At 50.6% G+C, this 17,657-nt stretch carries 26 protein-coding genes; 2 read left to right on the plus strand and 24 right to left on the minus strand.

Annotated features, from left to right (window positions below):
* Positions 1–6: 6 nt before the first annotated feature.
* The 20 genes from J7E85_RS11340 to J7E85_RS11430 all read right to left on the minus strand — a co-directional run bounded on the left by J7E85_RS11340 (position 7) and on the right by J7E85_RS11430 (position 13,515).
* The gene (locus tag J7E85_RS11340) at positions 7–615 is read right to left on the minus strand and encodes a hypothetical protein (RefSeq protein ID WP_215157851.1); all 609 of its coding nucleotides are present in this window, start codon (positions 613–615) and stop codon (positions 7–9) included.
* A gap of 365 nt (positions 616–980) precedes the next feature.
* Positions 981–1,121, minus strand: coding sequence for an XkdX family protein (locus tag J7E85_RS11345; RefSeq protein ID WP_215157853.1), 141 nt, complete (start codon positions 1,119–1,121; stop codon positions 981–983).
* A gap of 45 nt (positions 1,122–1,166) precedes the next feature.
* Positions 1,167–1,496, minus strand: a complete 330-nt coding sequence (locus J7E85_RS11350; protein WP_215157855.1) for a hypothetical protein — start codon at positions 1,494–1,496, stop codon at positions 1,167–1,169.
* 18 nt (positions 1,497–1,514) lie between these two features.
* Positions 1,515–2,069 (minus strand): hypothetical protein, encoded by a 555-nt coding sequence (locus J7E85_RS11355; RefSeq protein WP_215157857.1) that lies wholly within the window; start codon positions 2,067–2,069, stop codon positions 1,515–1,517.
* Positions 2,069–2,371: a hypothetical protein gene (locus tag J7E85_RS11360; RefSeq protein WP_215157859.1), complete on the minus strand. Its 303-nt coding sequence runs from the start codon at positions 2,369–2,371 to the stop codon at positions 2,069–2,071. The genes J7E85_RS11355 and J7E85_RS11360 overlap by 1 nt, the downstream gene beginning before the upstream one ends.
* A complete protein-coding gene (locus tag J7E85_RS11365; RefSeq protein ID WP_251035652.1) occupies positions 2,372–3,049 on the minus strand; it encodes a phage tail protein in 678 nt (225 codons plus the stop codon).
* A 1-nt stretch (position 3,050) separates the two neighbouring features.
* Positions 3,051–3,602 (minus strand): YmfQ family protein, encoded by a 552-nt coding sequence (locus tag J7E85_RS11370; RefSeq protein ID WP_215158119.1) that lies wholly within the window; start codon positions 3,600–3,602, stop codon positions 3,051–3,053.
* A 7-nt stretch (positions 3,603–3,609) separates the two neighbouring features.
* Positions 3,610–4,764: a baseplate J/gp47 family protein gene (locus tag J7E85_RS11375; RefSeq protein ID WP_215158117.1), complete on the minus strand. Its 1,155-nt coding sequence runs from the start codon at positions 4,762–4,764 to the stop codon at positions 3,610–3,612.
* Positions 4,764–5,222: a DUF2634 domain-containing protein gene (locus J7E85_RS11380; protein ID WP_215157861.1), complete on the minus strand. Its 459-nt coding sequence runs from the start codon at positions 5,220–5,222 to the stop codon at positions 4,764–4,766. Before J7E85_RS11380 ends, J7E85_RS11375 begins: the two co-directional genes overlap by 1 nt.
* Positions 5,215–5,604 (minus strand): hypothetical protein, encoded by a 390-nt coding sequence (locus J7E85_RS11385; RefSeq protein ID WP_076324769.1) that lies wholly within the window; start codon positions 5,602–5,604, stop codon positions 5,215–5,217. The genes J7E85_RS11380 and J7E85_RS11385 overlap by 8 nt, the downstream gene beginning before the upstream one ends.
* Entirely contained in the window at positions 5,597–6,574 is a 978-nt protein-coding gene (locus J7E85_RS11390; RefSeq protein ID WP_215157863.1) for an XkdQ/YqbQ family protein, read from the minus strand. The genes J7E85_RS11385 and J7E85_RS11390 overlap by 8 nt, the downstream gene beginning before the upstream one ends.
* On the minus strand, positions 6,571–7,215 hold the full coding sequence (locus tag J7E85_RS11395; protein WP_215157865.1) for a LysM peptidoglycan-binding domain-containing protein: 645 nt from the start codon (positions 7,213–7,215) through the stop codon (positions 6,571–6,573). The genes J7E85_RS11390 and J7E85_RS11395 overlap by 4 nt, the downstream gene beginning before the upstream one ends.
* 69 nt (positions 7,216–7,284) lie before the next feature.
* Complete coding sequence (locus J7E85_RS11400; RefSeq protein ID WP_215157867.1) at positions 7,285–8,829, minus strand: hypothetical protein; 1,545 nt, start codon at positions 8,827–8,829, stop codon at positions 7,285–7,287.
* Between the two features lie 17 nt (positions 8,830–8,846).
* Positions 8,847–8,981, minus strand: coding sequence for a hypothetical protein (locus tag J7E85_RS34565; protein ID WP_015737373.1), 135 nt, complete (start codon positions 8,979–8,981; stop codon positions 8,847–8,849).
* A gap of 23 nt (positions 8,982–9,004) precedes the next feature.
* A complete protein-coding gene (locus J7E85_RS11405; protein WP_076324773.1) occupies positions 9,005–9,439 on the minus strand; it encodes a phage tail assembly chaperone in 435 nt (144 codons plus the stop codon).
* Between the two features lie 145 nt (positions 9,440–9,584).
* Positions 9,585–9,992: a phage tail tube protein gene (locus J7E85_RS11410; protein ID WP_215157868.1), complete on the minus strand. Its 408-nt coding sequence runs from the start codon at positions 9,990–9,992 to the stop codon at positions 9,585–9,587.
* 60 nt (positions 9,993–10,052) lie between these two features.
* Entirely contained in the window at positions 10,053–11,519 is a 1,467-nt protein-coding gene (locus tag J7E85_RS11415) for a phage tail sheath family protein (protein ID WP_215157870.1), read from the minus strand.
* A gap of 2 nt (positions 11,520–11,521) precedes the next feature.
* Positions 11,522–11,731: a YqzN/YkzM domain-containing protein gene (locus J7E85_RS11420; protein WP_215157872.1), complete on the minus strand. Its 210-nt coding sequence runs from the start codon at positions 11,729–11,731 to the stop codon at positions 11,522–11,524.
* Positions 11,732–11,742: 11 nt separating this feature from the next.
* Positions 11,743–12,582: a hypothetical protein gene (locus J7E85_RS11425; protein WP_215157880.1), complete on the minus strand. Its 840-nt coding sequence runs from the start codon at positions 12,580–12,582 to the stop codon at positions 11,743–11,745.
* A gap of 456 nt (positions 12,583–13,038) precedes the next feature.
* On the minus strand, positions 13,039–13,515 hold the full coding sequence (locus tag J7E85_RS11430) for an ArpU family phage packaging/lysis transcriptional regulator (RefSeq protein WP_215157882.1): 477 nt from the start codon (positions 13,513–13,515) through the stop codon (positions 13,039–13,041).
* 307 nt (positions 13,516–13,822) lie between these two features.
* Between J7E85_RS11430 and J7E85_RS11435 the strand changes: the two genes are divergently transcribed.
* Both J7E85_RS11435 and J7E85_RS11440 read left to right on the plus strand, forming a co-directional pair.
* Positions 13,823–14,242 carry a helix-turn-helix domain-containing protein gene (locus J7E85_RS11435; protein ID WP_215157884.1) on the plus strand — a complete coding sequence of 140 codons (420 nt, stop codon included), beginning with the start codon at positions 13,823–13,825 and terminating at the stop codon, positions 14,240–14,242.
* Positions 14,243–14,312: 70 nt separating this feature from the next.
* Complete coding sequence (locus J7E85_RS11440; protein ID WP_076324780.1) at positions 14,313–14,738, plus strand: ImmA/IrrE family metallo-endopeptidase; 426 nt, start codon at positions 14,313–14,315, stop codon at positions 14,736–14,738.
* A 188-nt stretch (positions 14,739–14,926) separates the two neighbouring features.
* Here the strand turns inward: J7E85_RS11440 and J7E85_RS11445 are convergent, their stop codons facing one another.
* From J7E85_RS11445 to J7E85_RS11460, 4 genes are all read right to left on the minus strand, one after another.
* A complete protein-coding gene (locus J7E85_RS11445) occupies positions 14,927–15,658 on the minus strand; it encodes a hypothetical protein (RefSeq protein WP_215157886.1) in 732 nt (243 codons plus the stop codon).
* Positions 15,659–15,776: 118 nt separating this feature from the next.
* Positions 15,777–16,556 carry an AraC family transcriptional regulator gene (locus J7E85_RS11450; RefSeq protein WP_098748821.1) on the minus strand — a complete coding sequence of 260 codons (780 nt, stop codon included), beginning with the start codon at positions 16,554–16,556 and terminating at the stop codon, positions 15,777–15,779.
* 6 nt (positions 16,557–16,562) lie between these two features.
* Entirely contained in the window at positions 16,563–17,159 is a 597-nt protein-coding gene (locus J7E85_RS11455) for a LysE family translocator (RefSeq protein ID WP_215157889.1), read from the minus strand.
* Between the two features lie 136 nt (positions 17,160–17,295).
* Positions 17,296–17,655, minus strand: coding sequence for a DMT family transporter (locus J7E85_RS11460; RefSeq protein ID WP_076324790.1), 360 nt, complete (start codon positions 17,653–17,655; stop codon positions 17,296–17,298).
* Between the last annotated feature and the right edge of the window lie 2 nt (positions 17,656–17,657).

Consider the following 17,657-nt stretch of genomic DNA (forward strand, 5'->3'; position numbering starts at 1 on the left):
CTATTATTATGGCTTGGGCATTATTTCCTGTGCCGCATAACTGCATTGATAAGAGTTCGTACCACTGCTTATTCCCAAATTGACTCTATTAGCGGCTACCCGATTAAACGTAAATTGATAATGACTTCCCGTATTTCCCGTCACATCTTGTGATTTAATTGTTTCACCGGACCAAGCCGCAACAGTTCCTATGGCCGTTCCTGCTAAGAATAGACCATAGTCAAAAGGTAGAGTCACGCCCACCGTGCCATTTAATGGGATAATAATTGATTCACGGACAAATTGCATAGCATAATTACCAGTTACCCCGAATAAGTTAACACCCTTCCGTATATTCCCAGATACTAAGGCTGCACTACCTTGAACAATGATATCCGATGAATAATAACCGGATTGTCTAGTTACATTGGTTGTTCCTGGTGTAATAGTTCCTCCAGCACCTCTATCCGGGATGGTCCCTGTGAGGATGCCGTCAGGAGTCCCTATTGTTTTTGGAGCAAGGACATCAGTCGCTGTTGCTGTTCCATAATCCCCCCCCCTCACCCTGTAAGATAAAAGCCGATCCATCCCGGAACAAAGTATAGACACCAGCGTATAACTTTGCGTTATTGCCATTCGCTTTTTTAATAGGTAATGCTGTATCGTTATTGATTTTGAGTGTCGGAGCTGTAGAACTTGCGACATTGAACTTTATCGTAAACTTTTGATTCGTGCTGATAGGCGTATTAGATGTAACGCTATAAGAATTGCCGCTATTGGTTGTTGTGCCAAGATGTGGGACAAGGCCCGATGCCGTCGCCGAATCCATCTCCTGCGCTGTTATTCCCTTTGGCATATGTGTTCATCTCCTTTGTTACAAGTTGAATCCCTTAATGTTTTCAGCGAGCCTGCGCAATGATCTGAGATATTTCATACAGTCCCCCTGTCTATAAAAGAGCCCCCGGACACCCAGGGGCAAAATAAAAACGCCTCACGGCGCACTATGCTGCATAATCAACATTTGTGATTTGCTCGTATTCTTCTGAAGTGATCATCTTGGCTGCTACAAAGATTTTCAGGCTGTCATTGTTGTACAACAGATGCTGGTTATCATAATAACGCTTGATGATCGAATACCACATTTATTCTGTACCTCCCTTCAGTGCAGCCACTTCGAAGAGCAGGGTTCACACCGTGTCCTCCTTGGATGCAATTGTCGCCTTATCGTTGGCGTTCTCTAGAATAAGGTTGCCCAGGGTTAAGTTCAAATCGGCATTTTCCTGCTGCAAACCAGATATCTTATTTTTAATCGTCTCGGGGGCATAGTAATCGTAGTAAAGATCATTTGTCTCCAAATTGATCATTAGCTTTGATGTCATTCCTGGAATATTATCTGGGTAGACCATCGGTTTTTGACCAATATCTCGACCTGACCCTCGGTTTGACACGGTTGGTATAAAGACAATTTCCTTAACAACTCCCGATACTTCTGACACTTGATCATAAATAACATACATTGATAAAAACACCTGTCTTTATGTTATAATTAAATACCCTTTAACAAACCCTTCCGCCCTATTTGTCGATGCCGGATTTGAAATGTGCCTTATTTTTACTTTTATATCTCCGAAAATATTAAAGTCTGAAGGTAAGGTATATACATTCGTTGTAGGGCTAGTACCAATATGCCTATAAATCCTCAAAAATGTTACTTTACGTGCGACCCTATCCAGAATCATCCCCTGATAGCCATTACCGTTATTGTATTCACCTGAGCTTGGGAGCATATTTTCATATCTCTTTCCCTGATCATCTTCGAATGTTAAACTGACCCTACTTAATCCGGCACCTCCTCCCCCGTTTGTGCTGCCACGGATAACAAATTCTGAATCTGTAGTTGGCACATCAGTACCAGAATACATATCCGCAAAATTTTCACTTGCAGGAATAGTAAATAAATCTTTGTATAGAGTAGTACTAGGCGGCATAGGCTCATTATACGACAAATCAAAATACAACCTACTAACCTCTTCCATTGACGGGCCATCCAGACTATAAGCGTCCAGTCTGTAGACATCTATCTTCGGCATTACGGCGTCACCTCTTTGCCGCTGATGTAGTAGTTAAGAGATCCGCTTGCAATTTCAATAGTCTCTCCAGAATGCAATACTTGGTCTAAAAAAGGGATAGTAATTGTGTCATTCGCTTTTATCGTGTGTGCATTTATCACATTCAAGCCAGCCAAAATTAAAGTGAAAAGTACATTTGTACTAGAGGTATTGCAAAGTGTGACTGCCTTAATCATAGTAGTCGTTCCGCTAGGTACGGTGTAAGCAATTACTAAAGCGTTCGAAACCGTACCTTTACCCAACCTTTTCGCTACATCTGCCATTTATAGCGCCCCCCATCTAGTAATATTATTGAGAGCTTCTTCAAGCCCATTCACCCTGTTAATAGGTAGGCTATTAACCGCCAGCACTGCACCATTGATCGATCCGTCCGGGCCGATTGGAACATTTTTCAGGACTACCATGGTCACCTCAGACGTTGAGGCCACGCCTGAAAGAAGAGTGATCTTCGCCCGTTGCGTGACCTCACCAGCACCGTTCCGAACCGTGTTGGTCACGGTGTACTGAGTCGAATCCAATACCGCCCGGTTAATTGCTACTAGCAAGGTGTCGGTGTTGGCGTCGAAAAGATCAAGCGGAATCTCGAATACCTTCTGATTATCGGCTGTGGCCGTCACCAATAGCGGATAGCTGACCAGCTTCGGGATGCCTGTTTCCGTAACCAGGCTAATCTGTTGGTCGGTGTATGACTTCGCCTGAAGAGCAACATCCTTTATGGCCTTCTCTGTAGCAGCCACATTCTCCCGAGTGCCGTTTGTTGCATTGGAGAGCTGCACTATACCCTTCTCCGTCAACGAAGCGTCTGGAACTTTGATGTTCCCCACGGCCTCATCAACCTTATCCCAGTTCTCATTCAGCATCGTCTCGATGTTAAAGGTCTCGTTGCCATCCACCATCGGGTCTTTCTTCAACAATCCTAAATTCGGTGTGTTACTGGACAACTCAAACACCTCCTGCAAATTTGTTTAATGGCGTTTGGCCCATGTCAAACAGGGTCATCACGTCATGAATATCGCGTATCAGCAAGTAGTTGAATGCATACGCCACCGCCAGATGCGCCGGCTTGATCTCCTCAATCGCAGCCTTCAGATCCTCCAGATTCGGCGGGATGCCGAGCGTATCCACGAATTTAACCGTGAAGCCCCATTCCTCGGGCTGGAAGGATACCTCGACCGTGCCGCCGTCATAAGCTTCCGCCACGTTTTTCACGAGCGCCCCGGAGAAGGTTCCCGCTCCGCGCAGCTTGGACTCCAGCACCGCCCGTCGCTGCTCGATCGGCTTGTTTCGGTCAGTTGGAATGCCGAGCTCCATCTCCCAGCGTTCCAAACCCCAGGTCGCTGTACGGACAAAAAACTGATCTGCAGCTGAGTTCAGCGCTTGGTAAAGCGCGTCCAGCTCGCTGCCCTTGGCATCCATATCGGATTGCATGACGCGGGAGGTCTCATAATAGGCCGGTAGATAAGAAAACAGCTCGCGACCGCGCAAGCTGTTCATTCGGACATTATTCACTTACGCTCACCGTCCCCAGCACCGCTACCTGACCAGAGCCAATTTCGATATTTTGCTGCTCGGTGTGGCCGTTAATCGTCAAATCCGTATAGTCGATAATAATCGGGATATCCAGCAATACGGCGGCAATTCGCGTATACCTCACCAAAGGATCCTTTCGGTTAAAAGCGATCTGCTGTAAATACGTGCGAACGCCGTCCTCGATCAGCTTCCGGATTTCTTCCATCGTCGAAGGCTGCTCTTGCGTGCGCTGCACTTTGACGGAGATATCAATCGCCACTTCCGCCGCAGGCATCACCGTGATAACCGGACCGGCCGGGGCAACGCCTTCACCCTGTCCATCCTGGGACGGGTCAATGTACTGCTGAACGGCATTCACGATATCCTGGCTTGCCGCACGCTTGTCAGTATCTATGAGATACAGCCCGACGGTACCGGGTCCTTTCCACAACGGCGCCACTTCCACGCCGCCAACACCCGCAATCTCATTAGCCCACTGCATGTACTGCGCTTTGTTGCCGCTCGTTCCCTGACTTCGGACTTTGGCGTAAAAACGCTCCAGGAGCGACTGATCGCTTTCGGTATCCGTCCCGCTCCGTGTGGGTTCCGGGTTCGTAACCGATGTCACACCGCTGACTGACGTCATCATGAGCTGAATGACGCCTGCGGGAACATTGCCATTACTGCCCGGCGTGACAGCTCGGATCGGCGCCGTGCCGGTACCCAAGTCACCCAGCGTAACGCCTGATGTGGTCACATACTCCACTGAGGATTCCCCGGAACCCTCATCGGCTGGTGTAGCGACATAGGTTCCGGCAGGCACGGTTGTCCCCGGCTTCCCCGTAAACAGAACGCCGCCGGACGAAGCGACCGCTTCCCGCCTAGTAATCCCATGCTCTGCCGTCCTCAGATCGAGTTCAGCGGACCGAATATCTGGACGATCGCTTACCACCGTGCTTGCAAAGCCTCGACGCAGCAGCTCCTGTGCCCACAAGGCTGCCTCAGACAGCATAAATGCCACCGGCGCCTGCGCATCCCAAATAAAAGAGCCTTCCGACTTGTCGATGTCCGAAGGCACTTTGTTCAACATGCGGTTCATAATGTTCTCTTCCGTCTGATCCAACAAATATAACGGCAAATCTGCCATCATATCACCACGCTTTCTATGATTTCCGTCTCATCCCGGACGCTCGTAATGCGGCAGCTGAAACGGCAAGCTTCTCCTTCCCATTCAAAAAGGAACTGATCCACACTCTCCGTCCGAGCGTCCGCCAGCAGCGTCTCGGTCACCATGCGCTGAATCTCGCTCTCTTGCAGAGATCGGTCATAGCCTTTGCCGACCAGTTCCTCCAGCTCGCTGCCATAATCGCGCGTATAGATCAGATGACGGTAACGCGGCGTGCGGATCGCTTTTTCGCACCAGATGACCCAGGCTTCCTTCTCGTCCGCAACCGGAATCTTCCGGGTCGGGGACATCACGAACTCGCCGACTTCAAAATCATACCGCCAGCTCCGTCCAAAAACAGCCCCGTCTCCTTCCAGTACCTCTGGATCGGTCGCATCCGTCCAGATCATGTCATCGCCTTCCGGGAATAAATTAGCCACCACTGCTCACCACCTTGCATACAACCACCACGTCGTTACCGCTGTTGACCCGAACGGCGAGCACACGGTCTCCCGGTTTCAGGCCTTTTCCCAATTCAAAAAGGGTATCTTCAACTTCGTTCTCTTCAGCATCAAACGTCATATCCTGCTGCTGGCCCCCCAAAGTCACGATGCCCTTTGCCGTATAACGGGGCAAGGACAGCATTCCTGGCAGTTCCGCCACCATATAGTCCTGCAGCTCATGCTTGAAATCATCCAGCTTGAGTCCCGTCGAGGTAATCGTGCCGAGCACGGCCCCTACGCCGCCCATGGCTTGACGGGTTTGCTTATTCATTGAGGCATATAAGGAGGACGCCAATTGTCCATAGGGGTCTTTATTCAAGGTAAAACCTCCTTTTTACATCGTCATAACTCCCCAGCTCAAGCATCATGCTCCCGGGATTCCCCAGCTCCCGGCTGACAGAAATCACGAGCAGTTTCATCGAGCCCAGCATGACCGCATCTCCGGCGCGGATCGTATTGACATCAGGTGCATTCAGGGAGATGGTCTCCCGAATCCCCCTCAGTTTGCTCCGGGCCAGCTGGCGGGCAGCCGCAGGCGACTTCACTTCATCGTCCTGAATAATAGCCTGGAGTTGGCCGTATTTTGCGATATCCTTCTCCTCGATGGCCATTACCTTGGAAGGAACCTCTTTTCCCGTCTCGCTTGCGGCTGTCGCCAGCACTTTGACCTTGGTCGCCGCGCCCTCCAGCGTCCGCGATTGCGTAGTATCCGTGATGGCCTCCAGGATGTAGACATCTTTGTTCGTTCCTAACTCATACAGCTCAAGCCCTGAAGAGATCATCCGCGGATGATACAGCTTGCCGCCGGCTTTGGCCGTCTCCCGCAGATCAGCAAACATGCTCGCATAAATCGACTGTGTCCGGTAAACGGAACGCCCCAGCTGCTTCTCGGTATCCGGTAAAAGCGCAATTTTCAGGTTCCAGTCCGCCGCGTACTTTTTGAACCGCTGGGTAGCGGTCTGCTTCGCCGGGAACAGATATTCATCCTCCGATTTGTCCAGATATACCGTCCGATCGTACAGCGTGAGGGTCATCCGCTTCACCCCGTAATTCGAGGTTTCTACTTCCCACACGACAGCCGGGTGCAGCAGGGGGACATAATCCTTCTTACCGTAAGGAATTCCGCTGATTCGGATCGCCATTCCCGGCGAGATCGGCGGCATATCCGGCGTTACGACCAGATTGACGGTTCCCTGATATGCAACTTGTTCAAGCGAATCCCTTAGACTGATAGCTTCCACCAAAGGGGATAAATCGTATTGATCCTGCAAAATCACCTTATAACTCATGAAAACACCAGCTTCTGGCCAGGTTTGATGGCGTTCGGATCTTTACCAATCATCTTCTGATTCAGCTTGTAGATCTGGTTCCATTTCGAGCTGTCCCCGAGCTCCAGCTTGGCGATTTTGGAAAGTGAGTCCCCTGGCTTCACGGTGTACGTCTTGTTCTGTTCCTTCATGTCGGCCCGGGGCTTTTTATTCGTTCCAGATGCCCCGCTGCTGCCAGCCGTTTTGGCCACCTTCATTTCGCTCCATGTCCGGAGCGTGATGTCAAAATACACATCCCCGACCTCCCCGCCACGAAACGTGGACTGATGGGAAGCGACATACACCGGTACATTCACCGCCGTCTTGGTAATGACGAATTGCAGCGGTGTTTTATACGCCAAAAACTCATTAAGTTTATTCATCGCGATTTGTGGTTTAATATGATCCTTCTTTTGTCCTTTGCAAAAAGCTGCATCATACTCTTGGGGAAAAAATGAAGAGAACGATATCTCCTTGATCCGATTGCCTTGCGGAAAATCAAATTCCCCATAGTTGAGAATCGTAGCCGTTTCCAGTCCCTTTTGGCGTGAAATGCTCACCTCTTCGGGATTAACCGGGAATAGGAACGTCATGCCTTTTCCATTCTTCAACATAAACTCCACCTTAGCCCCCCCCTCCTTTCTGTATGGATGCCTTCGGACCGACTTCATGCCTGCTGTTAACCATCATCTTCAATAGGCCATCGGAGTCGGCTTCCGGTTCTGTGCCGCTTTACTGAATTCGGCTCTCAGCCGCTGCCCGATCTGAAGGATCAACCCTTCCACATCGATCGGGTGTTCCTCATGCACCGTAACCTGCACCGCGCCTGGAGGTAGATTGTAATTTACCGTTGTCTCCGTTTTGAAATCCATTAACAAGCCGGATAGAGTGGTCATCTGCTCGGGACTAATTTTCACGGATTGTGAAGACATCGTGTCCTTGGTCAAGGGAAGTTTACTTGCTAGTTGATTATCTTCACTCACCCTACCCCCTACTGAAGAAGGAGTCGGGCTAGCCGGCATTATTGGGCCCCCATGTAATTTCTCATAAAGCGTTGACGGTTTTTCGGGCCATGAGGGCTTTGGCACAATAGGATCAGGTAGCTTTGGTACATTAATGTAAGGCACATGTTTGGAAGGCAACTCGGTTTGAGTAGAGTTTGCTGCTGATTTTCCTGTTAAAATAGCAGGTTTCTTCGCAATCTCCTCGAAACTAGGTGTCTTCTTCTTCCCGAAAGAAAACCAATCTTTAATCTTGATTGCTTCACCCAAATCATAGGTTAGCCCACCAATTTTATCACCAATATAATATCCTGCAGTTCCTCCGAGCGCAGAACCAATTATATTTCCTATCACAGGAAGACTCGACCCTAATCCCCCTACGACGGTTGCACCAATCGTTCCCACCGTAGCAGCGCCAATGGCCCGAGACCTGTCTCTTTCAGAACTGGCAGTCGCAATAGACGCAGCATCTACAGCAATACTTGCTGGACCTAGAACCTTTGTAGCACCTTTGATACCACTTGAAACGGTTCCTCCCCCTCCGCCAAACCATTTTTTTCCTTGATTCCAGACACCTTCTATACCATCCATTAACCCTCCGGCACCTGTACTTACGGTTTCAATTAAGTCAGCAGTTGTGGTCATTCTATTCCAGAACTTTCCTTTCCTTGAACCTGGTTCGATGTCTCCCCCTCTCCAAGCTTCCTTTGTTTTTTTCCACTTATCTGGTGTTTCGCCGATGCTTCTAACCGTTTCTCCAGACGCTTTACCAAATCCAAAGATGCCCCTAATAGTTCCCCACAATCCATCAGACACTTGTTCGCTGGAACCAACTCCAGCACTTAATTTGTCAAAAACACTCGTCAGTTTAATGGTTGCGTCAGTATTTGCCGCCAACGCATCTAACATACGAGAATAATCGATCGCACCAACAGACTGTATGATCTCAACTTGTACATGTGTATCCATCTTCTTGGCCACTTCCAGCTTCACGTTCCCCGACGCATTTATCACCTGCGACCTCACCCGCTCCATCTTTGCCAGCAGGTTGTCCAGCCCCTTCGAGGCGCTGTCCTTCAGCACGATTTCAGGCGCCATGCGGGTACGTCCGATTCGCATGACGCGTCCCTGGATCCGCTCAAAATAACGCTCCATCGCCCGCAGCTCGCGGTTGGCCTTGATCACGTTTTTCGGATCGATGACCAGATTCATGCGGTAGTTCATGGCTTCAGCCATTTCGTTTCACCCCCTGTTCACTTCAAACTCTGACCGGCCATGCCCTCGATCTCCTCCTGGGAGAAAGCGAGCAGCAGCAGGCGCTCGCCTCGCGGGAGCCGCCAAAAATCTCCGGGACGAAGGTGATGCCGGACCCACAGATGATACAGCATCGTCGTCATTCCCCCGGAGCCGATCAGTTTTTTAGGTCAGCAATCTCGACACCAAAGCCGGACAGCTCTAGCACTTTATCCCCTACGGCGTCCAGCTCTCCGGCCAGCAGCATACGGCGGACCGCCTGCTCTCCGCCCGACAGCTTCAAGCGGCTTGTAATCCGCGGATCGCCCCAGCCGCTGAGCGTCAAACCCTTCACCGACAGACTGCTCGTGGCCTCGGAAATCAGCAATGCATTAAACGTTTCCGTATCCACCTTCTCATCCACTGCACCCTTTACCGTACGGCGAACGGTGCAGCGCTCGCGGATGCTGTCCACCTTGCTCGAAGTCAAACCCTGCAGCACCATCTTCATATCCAAGCGCTTAATGCGGACCGTTTCCTCCGGCAGCTTCTCGGCTGCCTCAAACAGGCTGTCCAAAATTTGCTCTTCGCTCATGTTCTCATGTAAGCTCATGCGTATATCTCCTTTGCTCATTAAATAATAGATTCCATTTCCTATTGCAGCGGGCGATACTCGCCCGTATGAGGTACACCATCCCGGGCGAACCCCCGCTTTTTGACGTACTCAAGCACCGCTTAAGCAGAAACCTCTAAACCTCTTAATCCCCCCGAATCGGATCCAACAGCTCGTACCCCTCGAAGGTAAATGAGGTTTCTTCCTGCACTTCTTCACCGGCTGTCCAGTTAGCCAGCTGGATTTTGTCCGGCATGCAGCGGATCAGGCGAACACGCTCATGACCGTAGGACTCGGGATCATCCAGCTTGGAGATAATATCGAATTTGGTGAATCCGCGGGCGATCATATCGGAAGTGACCTTGTAACCGCTCATCGTGCCGGTTCCTTTTTTGCTGCCGTTTTTGTGCACCGTCCAGTCGTTGCCGACCAGCTTCAGCTCGCGCTTCTCCAATTCCACGCTGGCTTCCAGCTTGTTAATATGCGTCTGCCATACCCCGTCAATATACGCCTGGCCGTATGTCCCCATAATGACTCTTGAAGCATCCAACATGTTAAGTTCCTCCTCGATTTCTTTAAGTTTTTATAAGAAAAATATTGATCGACGTTCTAGTTATTGCACGTAAAAAGTACCGAACAACTGCTCCATCACATCGGTCAGCTTCACATTCCACTGCAGGAAGACCTGATCCGGCTCCGGCGTGTTCACAGCGGAATCGCCATAGTATGCCGGATCGAGAATGACGTCGTAACCGTCTGGCTCGATGACATTACTCAGCGACAACGAAGCGAGATATTCCTTCACGGCGCCGATCAGCGCCAGACGGCCTTCCTCCGTATTGTTCACCTTTCCGATGTAGGTCTGTTCCGCAGCCAGCTGCAAATCCGCATGAATCGCATCCATCACGCGGATAGAACGGATTTTTTTCCAGGCATTGTTTTGGCCTTCCGCCGGATTCACCAACGTGTTGATGCCGCGCAGCGCCTTCACCTGACGTCCGTCATAGAAAAGCACGAACACGCCGTTGCGTACAGCCTGCTCTTGCTCGGAGCGCGTCCAGCGGCGAGTCACATCTTCGAATGGTGTTACCGCGTATGTAGCGGATTGGTTCAAACGTTGACCGGCAATAAGCCCGGCCACATAAGCAGCCGTCTGGGCAGAACTATAGTTCACGCCGGACAGGCGAACCCCCGTACCTACATTGATAATCCCTTCATGGTTCAATGCAAGCGACCTGGCTGCCGCCAGTTTGGCTGCATCCTTGGAGGTATCGTCCGCAGCGCTGCCGCCGAATACGGCCATCACGCCGCGTCCTTCTTGACGAAGACGCTTCACCCAGGCCGCAAAGCTCTGCAGCAGAGCCATATCCGCAGCATAATCCAGCGCAAGTACGTTGAATTCCTGGCCTTCGACCGCATCCTGCATCTCGATATAATCTGCATTCGTCAGGCCGCCGTTGCCGCTTTTGCCTCCGGACAGAGCAGCTCCGTTCACATCAGCAGGAATGCCGGCCGCCTCCAGTGCGGTAGCCGTTACCCACAGATTCTCATCGTCTTCATTGATCTGCGCCGCAATCGACGCTGCTGTCCCGTCCAGGCTTGTATAAGTACCAAGCAGCTTGGCGCCTTCATAGAGGCGAAGCTCACGCGCTGCCGGGTCGATCAGCGACGGTTGCACGGTTACGGAGAAGCCGTTGCCTCGACTGCCCGGATATTTGGCCTGCAGCTTCAACACGTCGGAAGGCGTGGCTTCCGCATTTTGCAGCGTTACGCTAGCCGCTGCCGCCGTGCTATCTGCCAGGCGATAAGCCAGCAGCTTCTTCGGCCCGCCAAGTAAAGCCAGATAAAGCGTTTCGTATGCCGTAGCCCCATCGTGGCTATCTGCAGAATACAGTTCGGAAATCGCGAACTCGCTGCCGATCTCCACGAACTCGCGCACCGGTCCCCAATTGGCTTTAACGGGCACGACGACCGTGCCGCGTGATCCGCCCTGAATAGCCGACGCGGCTGCCGCCTTGAAATTCATATACAAACCCGGGAGTACCGGTTTATTTGTGCTTTCCCATGTTCCACCTGCCATGATTAGACCACCTTCGCTTTCATAAATTGTTGGATTCTTTCTTTGACTTCGGTTACCGTGAACAGCTCTCCGTCTGTTCCATACATGGCACCTGCGAGCACTTCCGCCCGAACCTCGAACAGTTCCTTGGCGTGTGCTTCGAGTTCATTCAGCGTATATCGTGGAGCGCTGAAACTTCGAGATTCTGCCTTGAGTGTTTTTTTCACAGCCATTTGTAACCACCTCACTTTAAAATTGGATGAACGTTAATGCGCCTGATTAAGGCGGCTTCCTCCGGAGAACGCATCTTTCGCTGCGCCAGGGTCAGCTTCAGCTGCCCGTCCAGAATGGGATCGGCCTGCATATCGGAGGAAATCTCCGCAACGGATAAATAGCGGCGATCCTGTGAATCCAGCATCAGCTGAACCTGGGTTCCAAGTTCCTCCACCAGCCTCGCAGCCGTAAGCTGCTCGTCCGCGGAATCAAGAGCGGCAATATGCCCGGTAAAGGTTTTGCGAACCTCGAACATCGAAGCGCCCGCCATCTTGGTCTCGCAGCCCGTCATCCGCCATAGTACGGCGTGATCTTCCCGTCCCGCCGGCCATGCCGTATGATAGATGCGCCAAGGATCACCCAGCACATCTCCTGTCCAGGCTGTCAGCGTATGCAGCCATTCGTCGGGTTGTCCGGTGGAACCGGCCCCGGATGCCTGCGGCATATAGACGCCGAATCGCATGATCCGGATCATTTTGCCTGAAACAGAATCGAACTTGTCGGCTTCCGGCACACCCAAATAATGCAGCTTGAATGCTTTCCCATCAGCTCCGATAACCCGCTTGCGATGAAGTCCCGGGATTAGAAGTTCCACCAAGCGATCCAACTGAAGCAATTCGGAACGATCCGCATACAGCTTCAACCGCACCACCTGCCGGTACCCTGCCCATGAAGATTTCCAGACGTCCTCGCCGAGCGTGATCACAGCATAAAAAGGCTCGCTTACCCCATCCGGCGGATGTACGTCATATATTTGGCCTTCAAGCTCCGGAACGATATCTAGAGCGGCCTGCTTAATCGCCCCTCTCATTCCGCAGATAGCCGAGTGGCTTCCGGTCGGTTATAGGTTAGCCAGCTTCTTACGACGGTCACATGCTTGCGCAACACGGCCCCCTCCTTTCTAATTCATATAGGGATCGGAAATGAAGAAATCAAAGCCTAAAGCCGCAGCAAAAAACCGGTCCTTCTTAAGGCCGGCTCACATCTACACTGTGTGTGTTCGGTATGCTCTGTTTAACTTCATTTCCGATAATACAATCTTACACCCTTAAATCGGATGCGCTGACGTCTTATAGGACGGATAATGCGGAACTTTAAGTGGAATGTCGGCGGAAAATAGTACGAACTCATGTTCGTATTTTATAAGCCCTCTTGGTCTCTATCTCAGGCAACGTCGCCCTCGACTTGAAACAGAAAAAAACCGGAGGGCCTCCATTCTGAGGTCCTCCGGTTTTGGCTCGTTTTGATTATTCACGCTCGGCGCTTATCAGCTCATTTTGCTCTTTGCGACTTTCTCCAATTCCTGCAGCTTCAGCAGCCCCCTGTCAGCTAAAGCCAGTGCCAGTTTATAGAAGGCTCGGGTGCGGATCTTGGTATACGTATCCTTGCTGACCGGCGGTTCGAGGATATAGTTGTACACCTTGTAATCAAATACGTCGTCTTGTTTCATATACCGTTCCCGAATGAGAGTTTGTTCCCGGTCGCCAAGCCGTTCCACGATCGACTCGATCGTCTCGCAATACTGCTTCCTGGCCGCAGGCATATCTACATTATATATGGCAACCGCTGCCGTTTGATCCGAGGTGACGTTGGTCGGTCCGTGGAATCGTTCCGTGTAGGATGCGGTCACGCTCGTCTCCCTGACTTCGAATGTAATGGTTTTATAGATACGATATTTCTCGAATATCGCTTCAACAGCATTTTGGGTCTTTCTGCGATCCAATTCCGGTAAAAATGGGTTCATTCGAAAAACACTCCCCTTTTGATTGTCGTTGTCGAGGTTTGCTTTGCCATTTGGCAGAAGTTTGTCTCATATCAAGTGTTCGTATATTGTTCGTATTTTTCATTAATATACCACTATTTGGAGACCGGCGTAAACCTTCAAATGGGCGAACTATTCAGGAGAATATGGATCATACCTTTCATATTCTTGCCTTTTGGCAATAATACTCTCTTTTATTTTACCTGTTGGCAAAGGAGAGGGATGTGTTTATACTATATGTAGATGTTTTAGATGGACTATGGTGACTATGGTGAGGAGTGGCCGGAACGTGGATCACATATTTGGATCATACTTGAAAGAGATGAGGGAGAACAAAGGCTGGAGCATCAATCAGTTGGCCCAGGCTGCCGACATCAGCGGATCACAAATCTCCCGGATCGAGAATGGGCTGCGGGGCATACCCAAGCCGCAAACGCTTCGCAAAATGGCGGAGGCACTCGAAGTTCCCTATGAAGAGTTGATGAATAAAGCAGGTTATCTCCAGCAAGATGCTGCCAAGCACGAAGACATCTCGGCTCCCGTTTGGGCAACCTCCAGGGATAAACGGGATTTCAAGAAAATGCTTGAGGATGACGGTGAGCTCATGTTTGACGGCGTCCCTCTGAACGAGGAGGACAAACAGCGCATCAAGGACGTCCTGACCGGACTGTTCTGGGAAGCCAAGCAGATGAACAAGCGCAAGAAATAAATCTACATGGTAAGGAGATACATACCGATTACAACGATTCAACCAAAACCAATATTGCAGGTGAACCGGCATGGATGATCATTTACAACCCTTAATCCGTCAGCTGATCAAAAAACATCATACCAACTGCCCTTTTGAAATTGCGACTTCCTTGGGCATACATATTCGATTTGCCGATTTAGGCCAAACGACCAAAGGGCTGTATTTCCGTAAGCTAAGGCGGAGATTCATCGTCATCCACAATCAGCTGCCGCCGCCATGGCAGCGCTTCGTATGCGCGCATGAGCTCGGGCATGACCGTCTCCATAAGGGAATCAGCCGCTTTTTTCTGGAGGAGCATTCCTATTTCAGTCCCGGCAAACTGGAGCGGCAAGCGAACCGCTTTGCCATTGCCCTACTGACGGCGGGTCTGGCTCCAGGACCGGGTGAGTCCTTACACGAGTTCTATCTACGAGCTGGCATTCCACAAGAAATGCTATATTTTTTTAGATTTTAAACGAACATGTGTTCTCTTCTTGTGATATAGGATTCCAAATAGTAACTCCCTCCTCCGGGTAAGAAGAACAACCCGCTCTTGACTATGACGTCAAAAGCGGGTTGCTATGGAAGCCTCTTTGGAGTTCATACACTTGGTTAGCAGCAGAAACGGGCGGAGCTTCTATGGTTCGGTCCCCAATCCTCCGTTCAAAGCGGTTCAAAGATGGCTACCTGTCGTTTGCCCACCTTCGCATGCTGAATCCTTTGAAACCGGTCATGCTTTAATTTTTGCCCTTTGTCGGATATGACGGCAACCACGGAACAAGAAGGATTCAGGATGGAATGAATGCCGTTAAAGAAATCCTCCACCGGCTCATTGCTTCCACCACCCCAGCTAACCAGGTCACCATAAGGGAGATCGGTCATGACGATGTGGGTTCCCTTGCAGGATGCCAGACTCTCCTCCAGTTGAGTTATATCAGCTTGAAAACAAACCGTCTCTTCCACCCGGGACGACCTTAGCAGCTCCCTCAATCGGCCAGCGCTTTGCAGTGCATCCTGGTGGGACGGCTTATGATACAACGCCAACAGTTCTTTCAGCTGTTCGGTGCGTTGTTCCAGCCCCTCTTCACGGAGCAGCGACAGGTTCTTCCCGGCTATTCCGAGCACCTCCGCGTTAATGTCGGAGCCGATCACGCGATGAATGCGCTGCCCGTGCAGCAGCCCAACCACCGTTAACAGATACGCCCCGCCGCAGCAGGGATCGAATAATGTATACGGCTCCTGTACCCCTTTTTTCTCCAATAGTTGAAAGCACCGCTGGGCAATCTCGCTGGCTAGTCTGACAGGAAACGAAGTCGTTCCCTGCGCATTATACAGAACTCGGCCGCTGGCGAAATCCTCGTAGCTGCGCTGGGCTGATTCATAGATATATTCCATTCGAACGATTCCTTCCATCCGGCTAACGCCTGAGTAATATCAAATAATCCAAATACAGATTAACATCCCTAGGCCATATATCAAAATCCGCATGGTATATCTGCCCTGCAGCCCGCTTTTACTTATCCAGATGGGACATATAATCAAACGCCGTCGTGCCGTACACATTCTTAAAATGCCGATTCAAATGGGCAAGATCCGTGAAGCCGCACTGGGTAACGGCCTGATATACATCCCGGCTGTCCTCGATCAGCTGCTTGGCGTGCTCCACTTTGCAATTCAGATAATACTGATACGGAGACAGACCCGTATTCGCTTTAAAGGTACGGATGAACTGATACTTCGACATCCCGAACTCCCCGCTTAATTCGTCCAAACGGAGAACATGCTCCAGATGATCCTGCATCATATCTTTCGCCTTCCGCGTAAACATACTGTCCTTCCGGCTATCAGGATTCAGAATATCCTCATTAAAATGCCCCGCCAAACCCAGAAGCAGCTCGCTGCTTCTAGCCTCCGGCTCACCGGTGAAGATGGATCTCGTCACATCCAGGATGCTCTTCCGCAGCCCGGCATGATAGACAATCGGGGATTGGAACCGGACGATATCCTTTTTCTGAATCAATTCCAGGAATAACTCTGGATGAATGTATATCATCACATAATCGATGCCCGTTCGTTCCTGGGACCAGCCATCATGTTTCTGCTCCGGATGGAACAGCATAACCCCGCTTTGGTAAGAAGCCTGCTGACTGCCGTCCAGCGAGTACTTCTGAATGCCGCGCAGCGTGACGCCGAGGGCATACTCCTCGTGATAATGCTTTTTATATTTGAAATCCGTCAGGCTCGCGGACAACGCCGTAATGCCCACCGCTTTTTTATAAATAAACTGCTCCATCTTCCATCACCCCTTTATGAGCTCCGGTATGCCGGATACGACGATTGCCGAGTACAGCAGAAACAAAGCCAGGATCGTGTTGGTCGTTCTCCGATATTTTTGCATAATTCCTTGAAAAAGGCTACCGCACACGGCCCAGGTCATATACGCGGATAGCCCGATTAACGATACCGCGACAACAAACGCCGAGATGACAGGGCCTGCCGTATAATACGGCATGACGTAGCTGGGAATGACCGTCAGCGTGAACAATACCACCTTCGGATTGAGAAACTGCATCAGAAAGCCGGACGTGAAAGACGCCGTTTGATTAGTGCCGGACCGGGATACGTCCAGGGTATATACTTGATACGTGAGATACAGCATGAACAGACAGCCGACGATCCGCAGGATCGGCAGTATGATCGGCATGCTGGTAGACAGCAGCTGGCCTAATACGACCGAAGCGGCGATTAATAAGAAAAAAGCGATGGAGGCACCGGCGATGTAGCGCAAGGTCTTCTTCATGCCGGAATTTTGGACTGAAGACAATATGACGATATTGGATGGCCCCGGCGAGAATGCCACGATAAAACAGTAAATAAAAAACGAAGATAGATTCATGATGATAGCTCCTAACAAAGGAATTTCCTTTGCCATTATAGAGCCGGAAGCGAAGCGGGGCATAGTACATTATTGCAGCGGAACAAGAGCCGCACGAGTACGGCTCTTCCGCAGATTCCGGTTCATTCTATCGCCCTTAGTGACCGGACTGGTGCGTCTTTGGTTGTTCCTGCGCATGTGCGCTGCCGGATAGATTCAGCAGAACGACCCCCGCGATGATCAGCAGGATCGAGAATATTTTCAGACCATTAATCTGCTCCGCAAAGAACATATAACCGATGACGGTAATGATCATGATGCCAAGTCCCGACCAGATCGCGTAAGCTACGGATATTTCAATCTGCTTCAAGCTCAGCGTCAGGAAGCTCAAGCTGCAAATATAGAACACCACCAGCAGCACGCTGGGCAGCGGTTTGCTGAATCCCTCCGACAGCTTCATGTTCAGTGTCCCAGCCACTTCAAATAGAATAGCCAAACTTAAATATAACCAATGCATAA

Origin of the sequence: Paenibacillus sp. ISL-20 (assembly GCF_018613005.1) — a bacterium.
GTDB lineage: Bacteria > Bacillota > Bacilli > Paenibacillales > Paenibacillaceae > Paenibacillus_AQ.

What these genes read in the sequence shown, in the direction of transcription:
- J7E85_RS11455 (WP_215157889.1), bottom strand. Translation starts at nt 17,159, where the DNA reads ATGAATCTATCTTCGTTTTTTATTTACTGTTTTATCGTGGCATTCTCG.
- J7E85_RS34565 (WP_015737373.1), bottom strand. Translation starts at nt 8,981, where the DNA reads ATGCTGTATCATCTGTGGGTCCGGCATCACCTTCGTCCCGGAGATTTT.
- J7E85_RS11410 (WP_215157868.1), bottom strand. Translation starts at nt 9,992, where the DNA reads ATGTTGGATGCTTCAAGAGTCATTATGGGGACATACGGCCAGGCGTAT.
- J7E85_RS11405 (WP_076324773.1), bottom strand. Translation starts at nt 9,439, where the DNA reads ATGAGCTTACATGAGAACATGAGCGAAGAGCAAATTTTGGACAGCCTG.
- J7E85_RS11450 (WP_098748821.1), bottom strand. Translation starts at nt 16,556, where the DNA reads ATGGAGCAGTTTATTTATAAAAAAGCGGTGGGCATTACGGCGTTGTCC.
- J7E85_RS11440 (WP_076324780.1), top strand. Translation starts at nt 14,313, where the DNA reads ATGGATGATCATTTACAACCCTTAATCCGTCAGCTGATCAAAAAACAT.
- J7E85_RS11420 (WP_215157872.1), bottom strand. Translation starts at nt 11,731, where the DNA reads ATGGCTGTGAAAAAAACACTCAAGGCAGAATCTCGAAGTTTCAGCGCT.
- J7E85_RS11430 (WP_215157882.1), bottom strand. Translation starts at nt 13,515, where the DNA reads ATGAACCCATTTTTACCGGAATTGGATCGCAGAAAGACCCAAAATGCT.
- J7E85_RS11340 (WP_215157851.1), bottom strand. Translation starts at nt 615, where the DNA reads ATGGCAATAACGCAAAGTTATACGCTGGTGTCTATACTTTGTTCCGGG.
- J7E85_RS11355 (WP_215157857.1), bottom strand. Translation starts at nt 2,069, where the DNA reads ATGCCGAAGATAGATGTCTACAGACTGGACGCTTATAGTCTGGATGGC.
- J7E85_RS11460 (WP_076324790.1), bottom strand. Translation starts at nt 17,655, where the DNA reads ATGCATTGGTTATATTTAAGTTTGGCTATTCTATTTGAAGTGGCTGGG.
- J7E85_RS11390 (WP_215157863.1), bottom strand. Translation starts at nt 6,574, where the DNA reads ATGAGTTATAAGGTGATTTTGCAGGATCAATACGATTTATCCCCTTTG.
- J7E85_RS11350 (WP_215157855.1), bottom strand. Translation starts at nt 1,496, where the DNA reads ATGTATGTTATTTATGATCAAGTGTCAGAAGTATCGGGAGTTGTTAAG.
- J7E85_RS11425 (WP_215157880.1), bottom strand. Translation starts at nt 12,582, where the DNA reads ATGAGAGGGGCGATTAAGCAGGCCGCTCTAGATATCGTTCCGGAGCTT.
- J7E85_RS11415 (WP_215157870.1), bottom strand. Translation starts at nt 11,519, where the DNA reads ATGGCAGGTGGAACATGGGAAAGCACAAATAAACCGGTACTCCCGGGT.
- J7E85_RS11445 (WP_215157886.1), bottom strand. Translation starts at nt 15,658, where the DNA reads ATGGAATATATCTATGAATCAGCCCAGCGCAGCTACGAGGATTTCGCC.
- J7E85_RS11400 (WP_215157867.1), bottom strand. Translation starts at nt 8,829, where the DNA reads ATGGCTGAAGCCATGAACTACCGCATGAATCTGGTCATCGATCCGAAA.
- J7E85_RS11360 (WP_215157859.1), bottom strand. Translation starts at nt 2,371, where the DNA reads ATGGCAGATGTAGCGAAAAGGTTGGGTAAAGGTACGGTTTCGAACGCT.
- J7E85_RS11345 (WP_215157853.1), bottom strand. Translation starts at nt 1,121, where the DNA reads ATGTGGTATTCGATCATCAAGCGTTATTATGATAACCAGCATCTGTTG.
- J7E85_RS11375 (WP_215158117.1), bottom strand. Translation starts at nt 4,764, where the DNA reads ATGGCAGATTTGCCGTTATATTTGTTGGATCAGACGGAAGAGAACATT.
- J7E85_RS11370 (WP_215158119.1), bottom strand. Translation starts at nt 3,602, where the DNA reads ATGAACAGCTTGCGCGGTCGCGAGCTGTTTTCTTATCTACCGGCCTAT.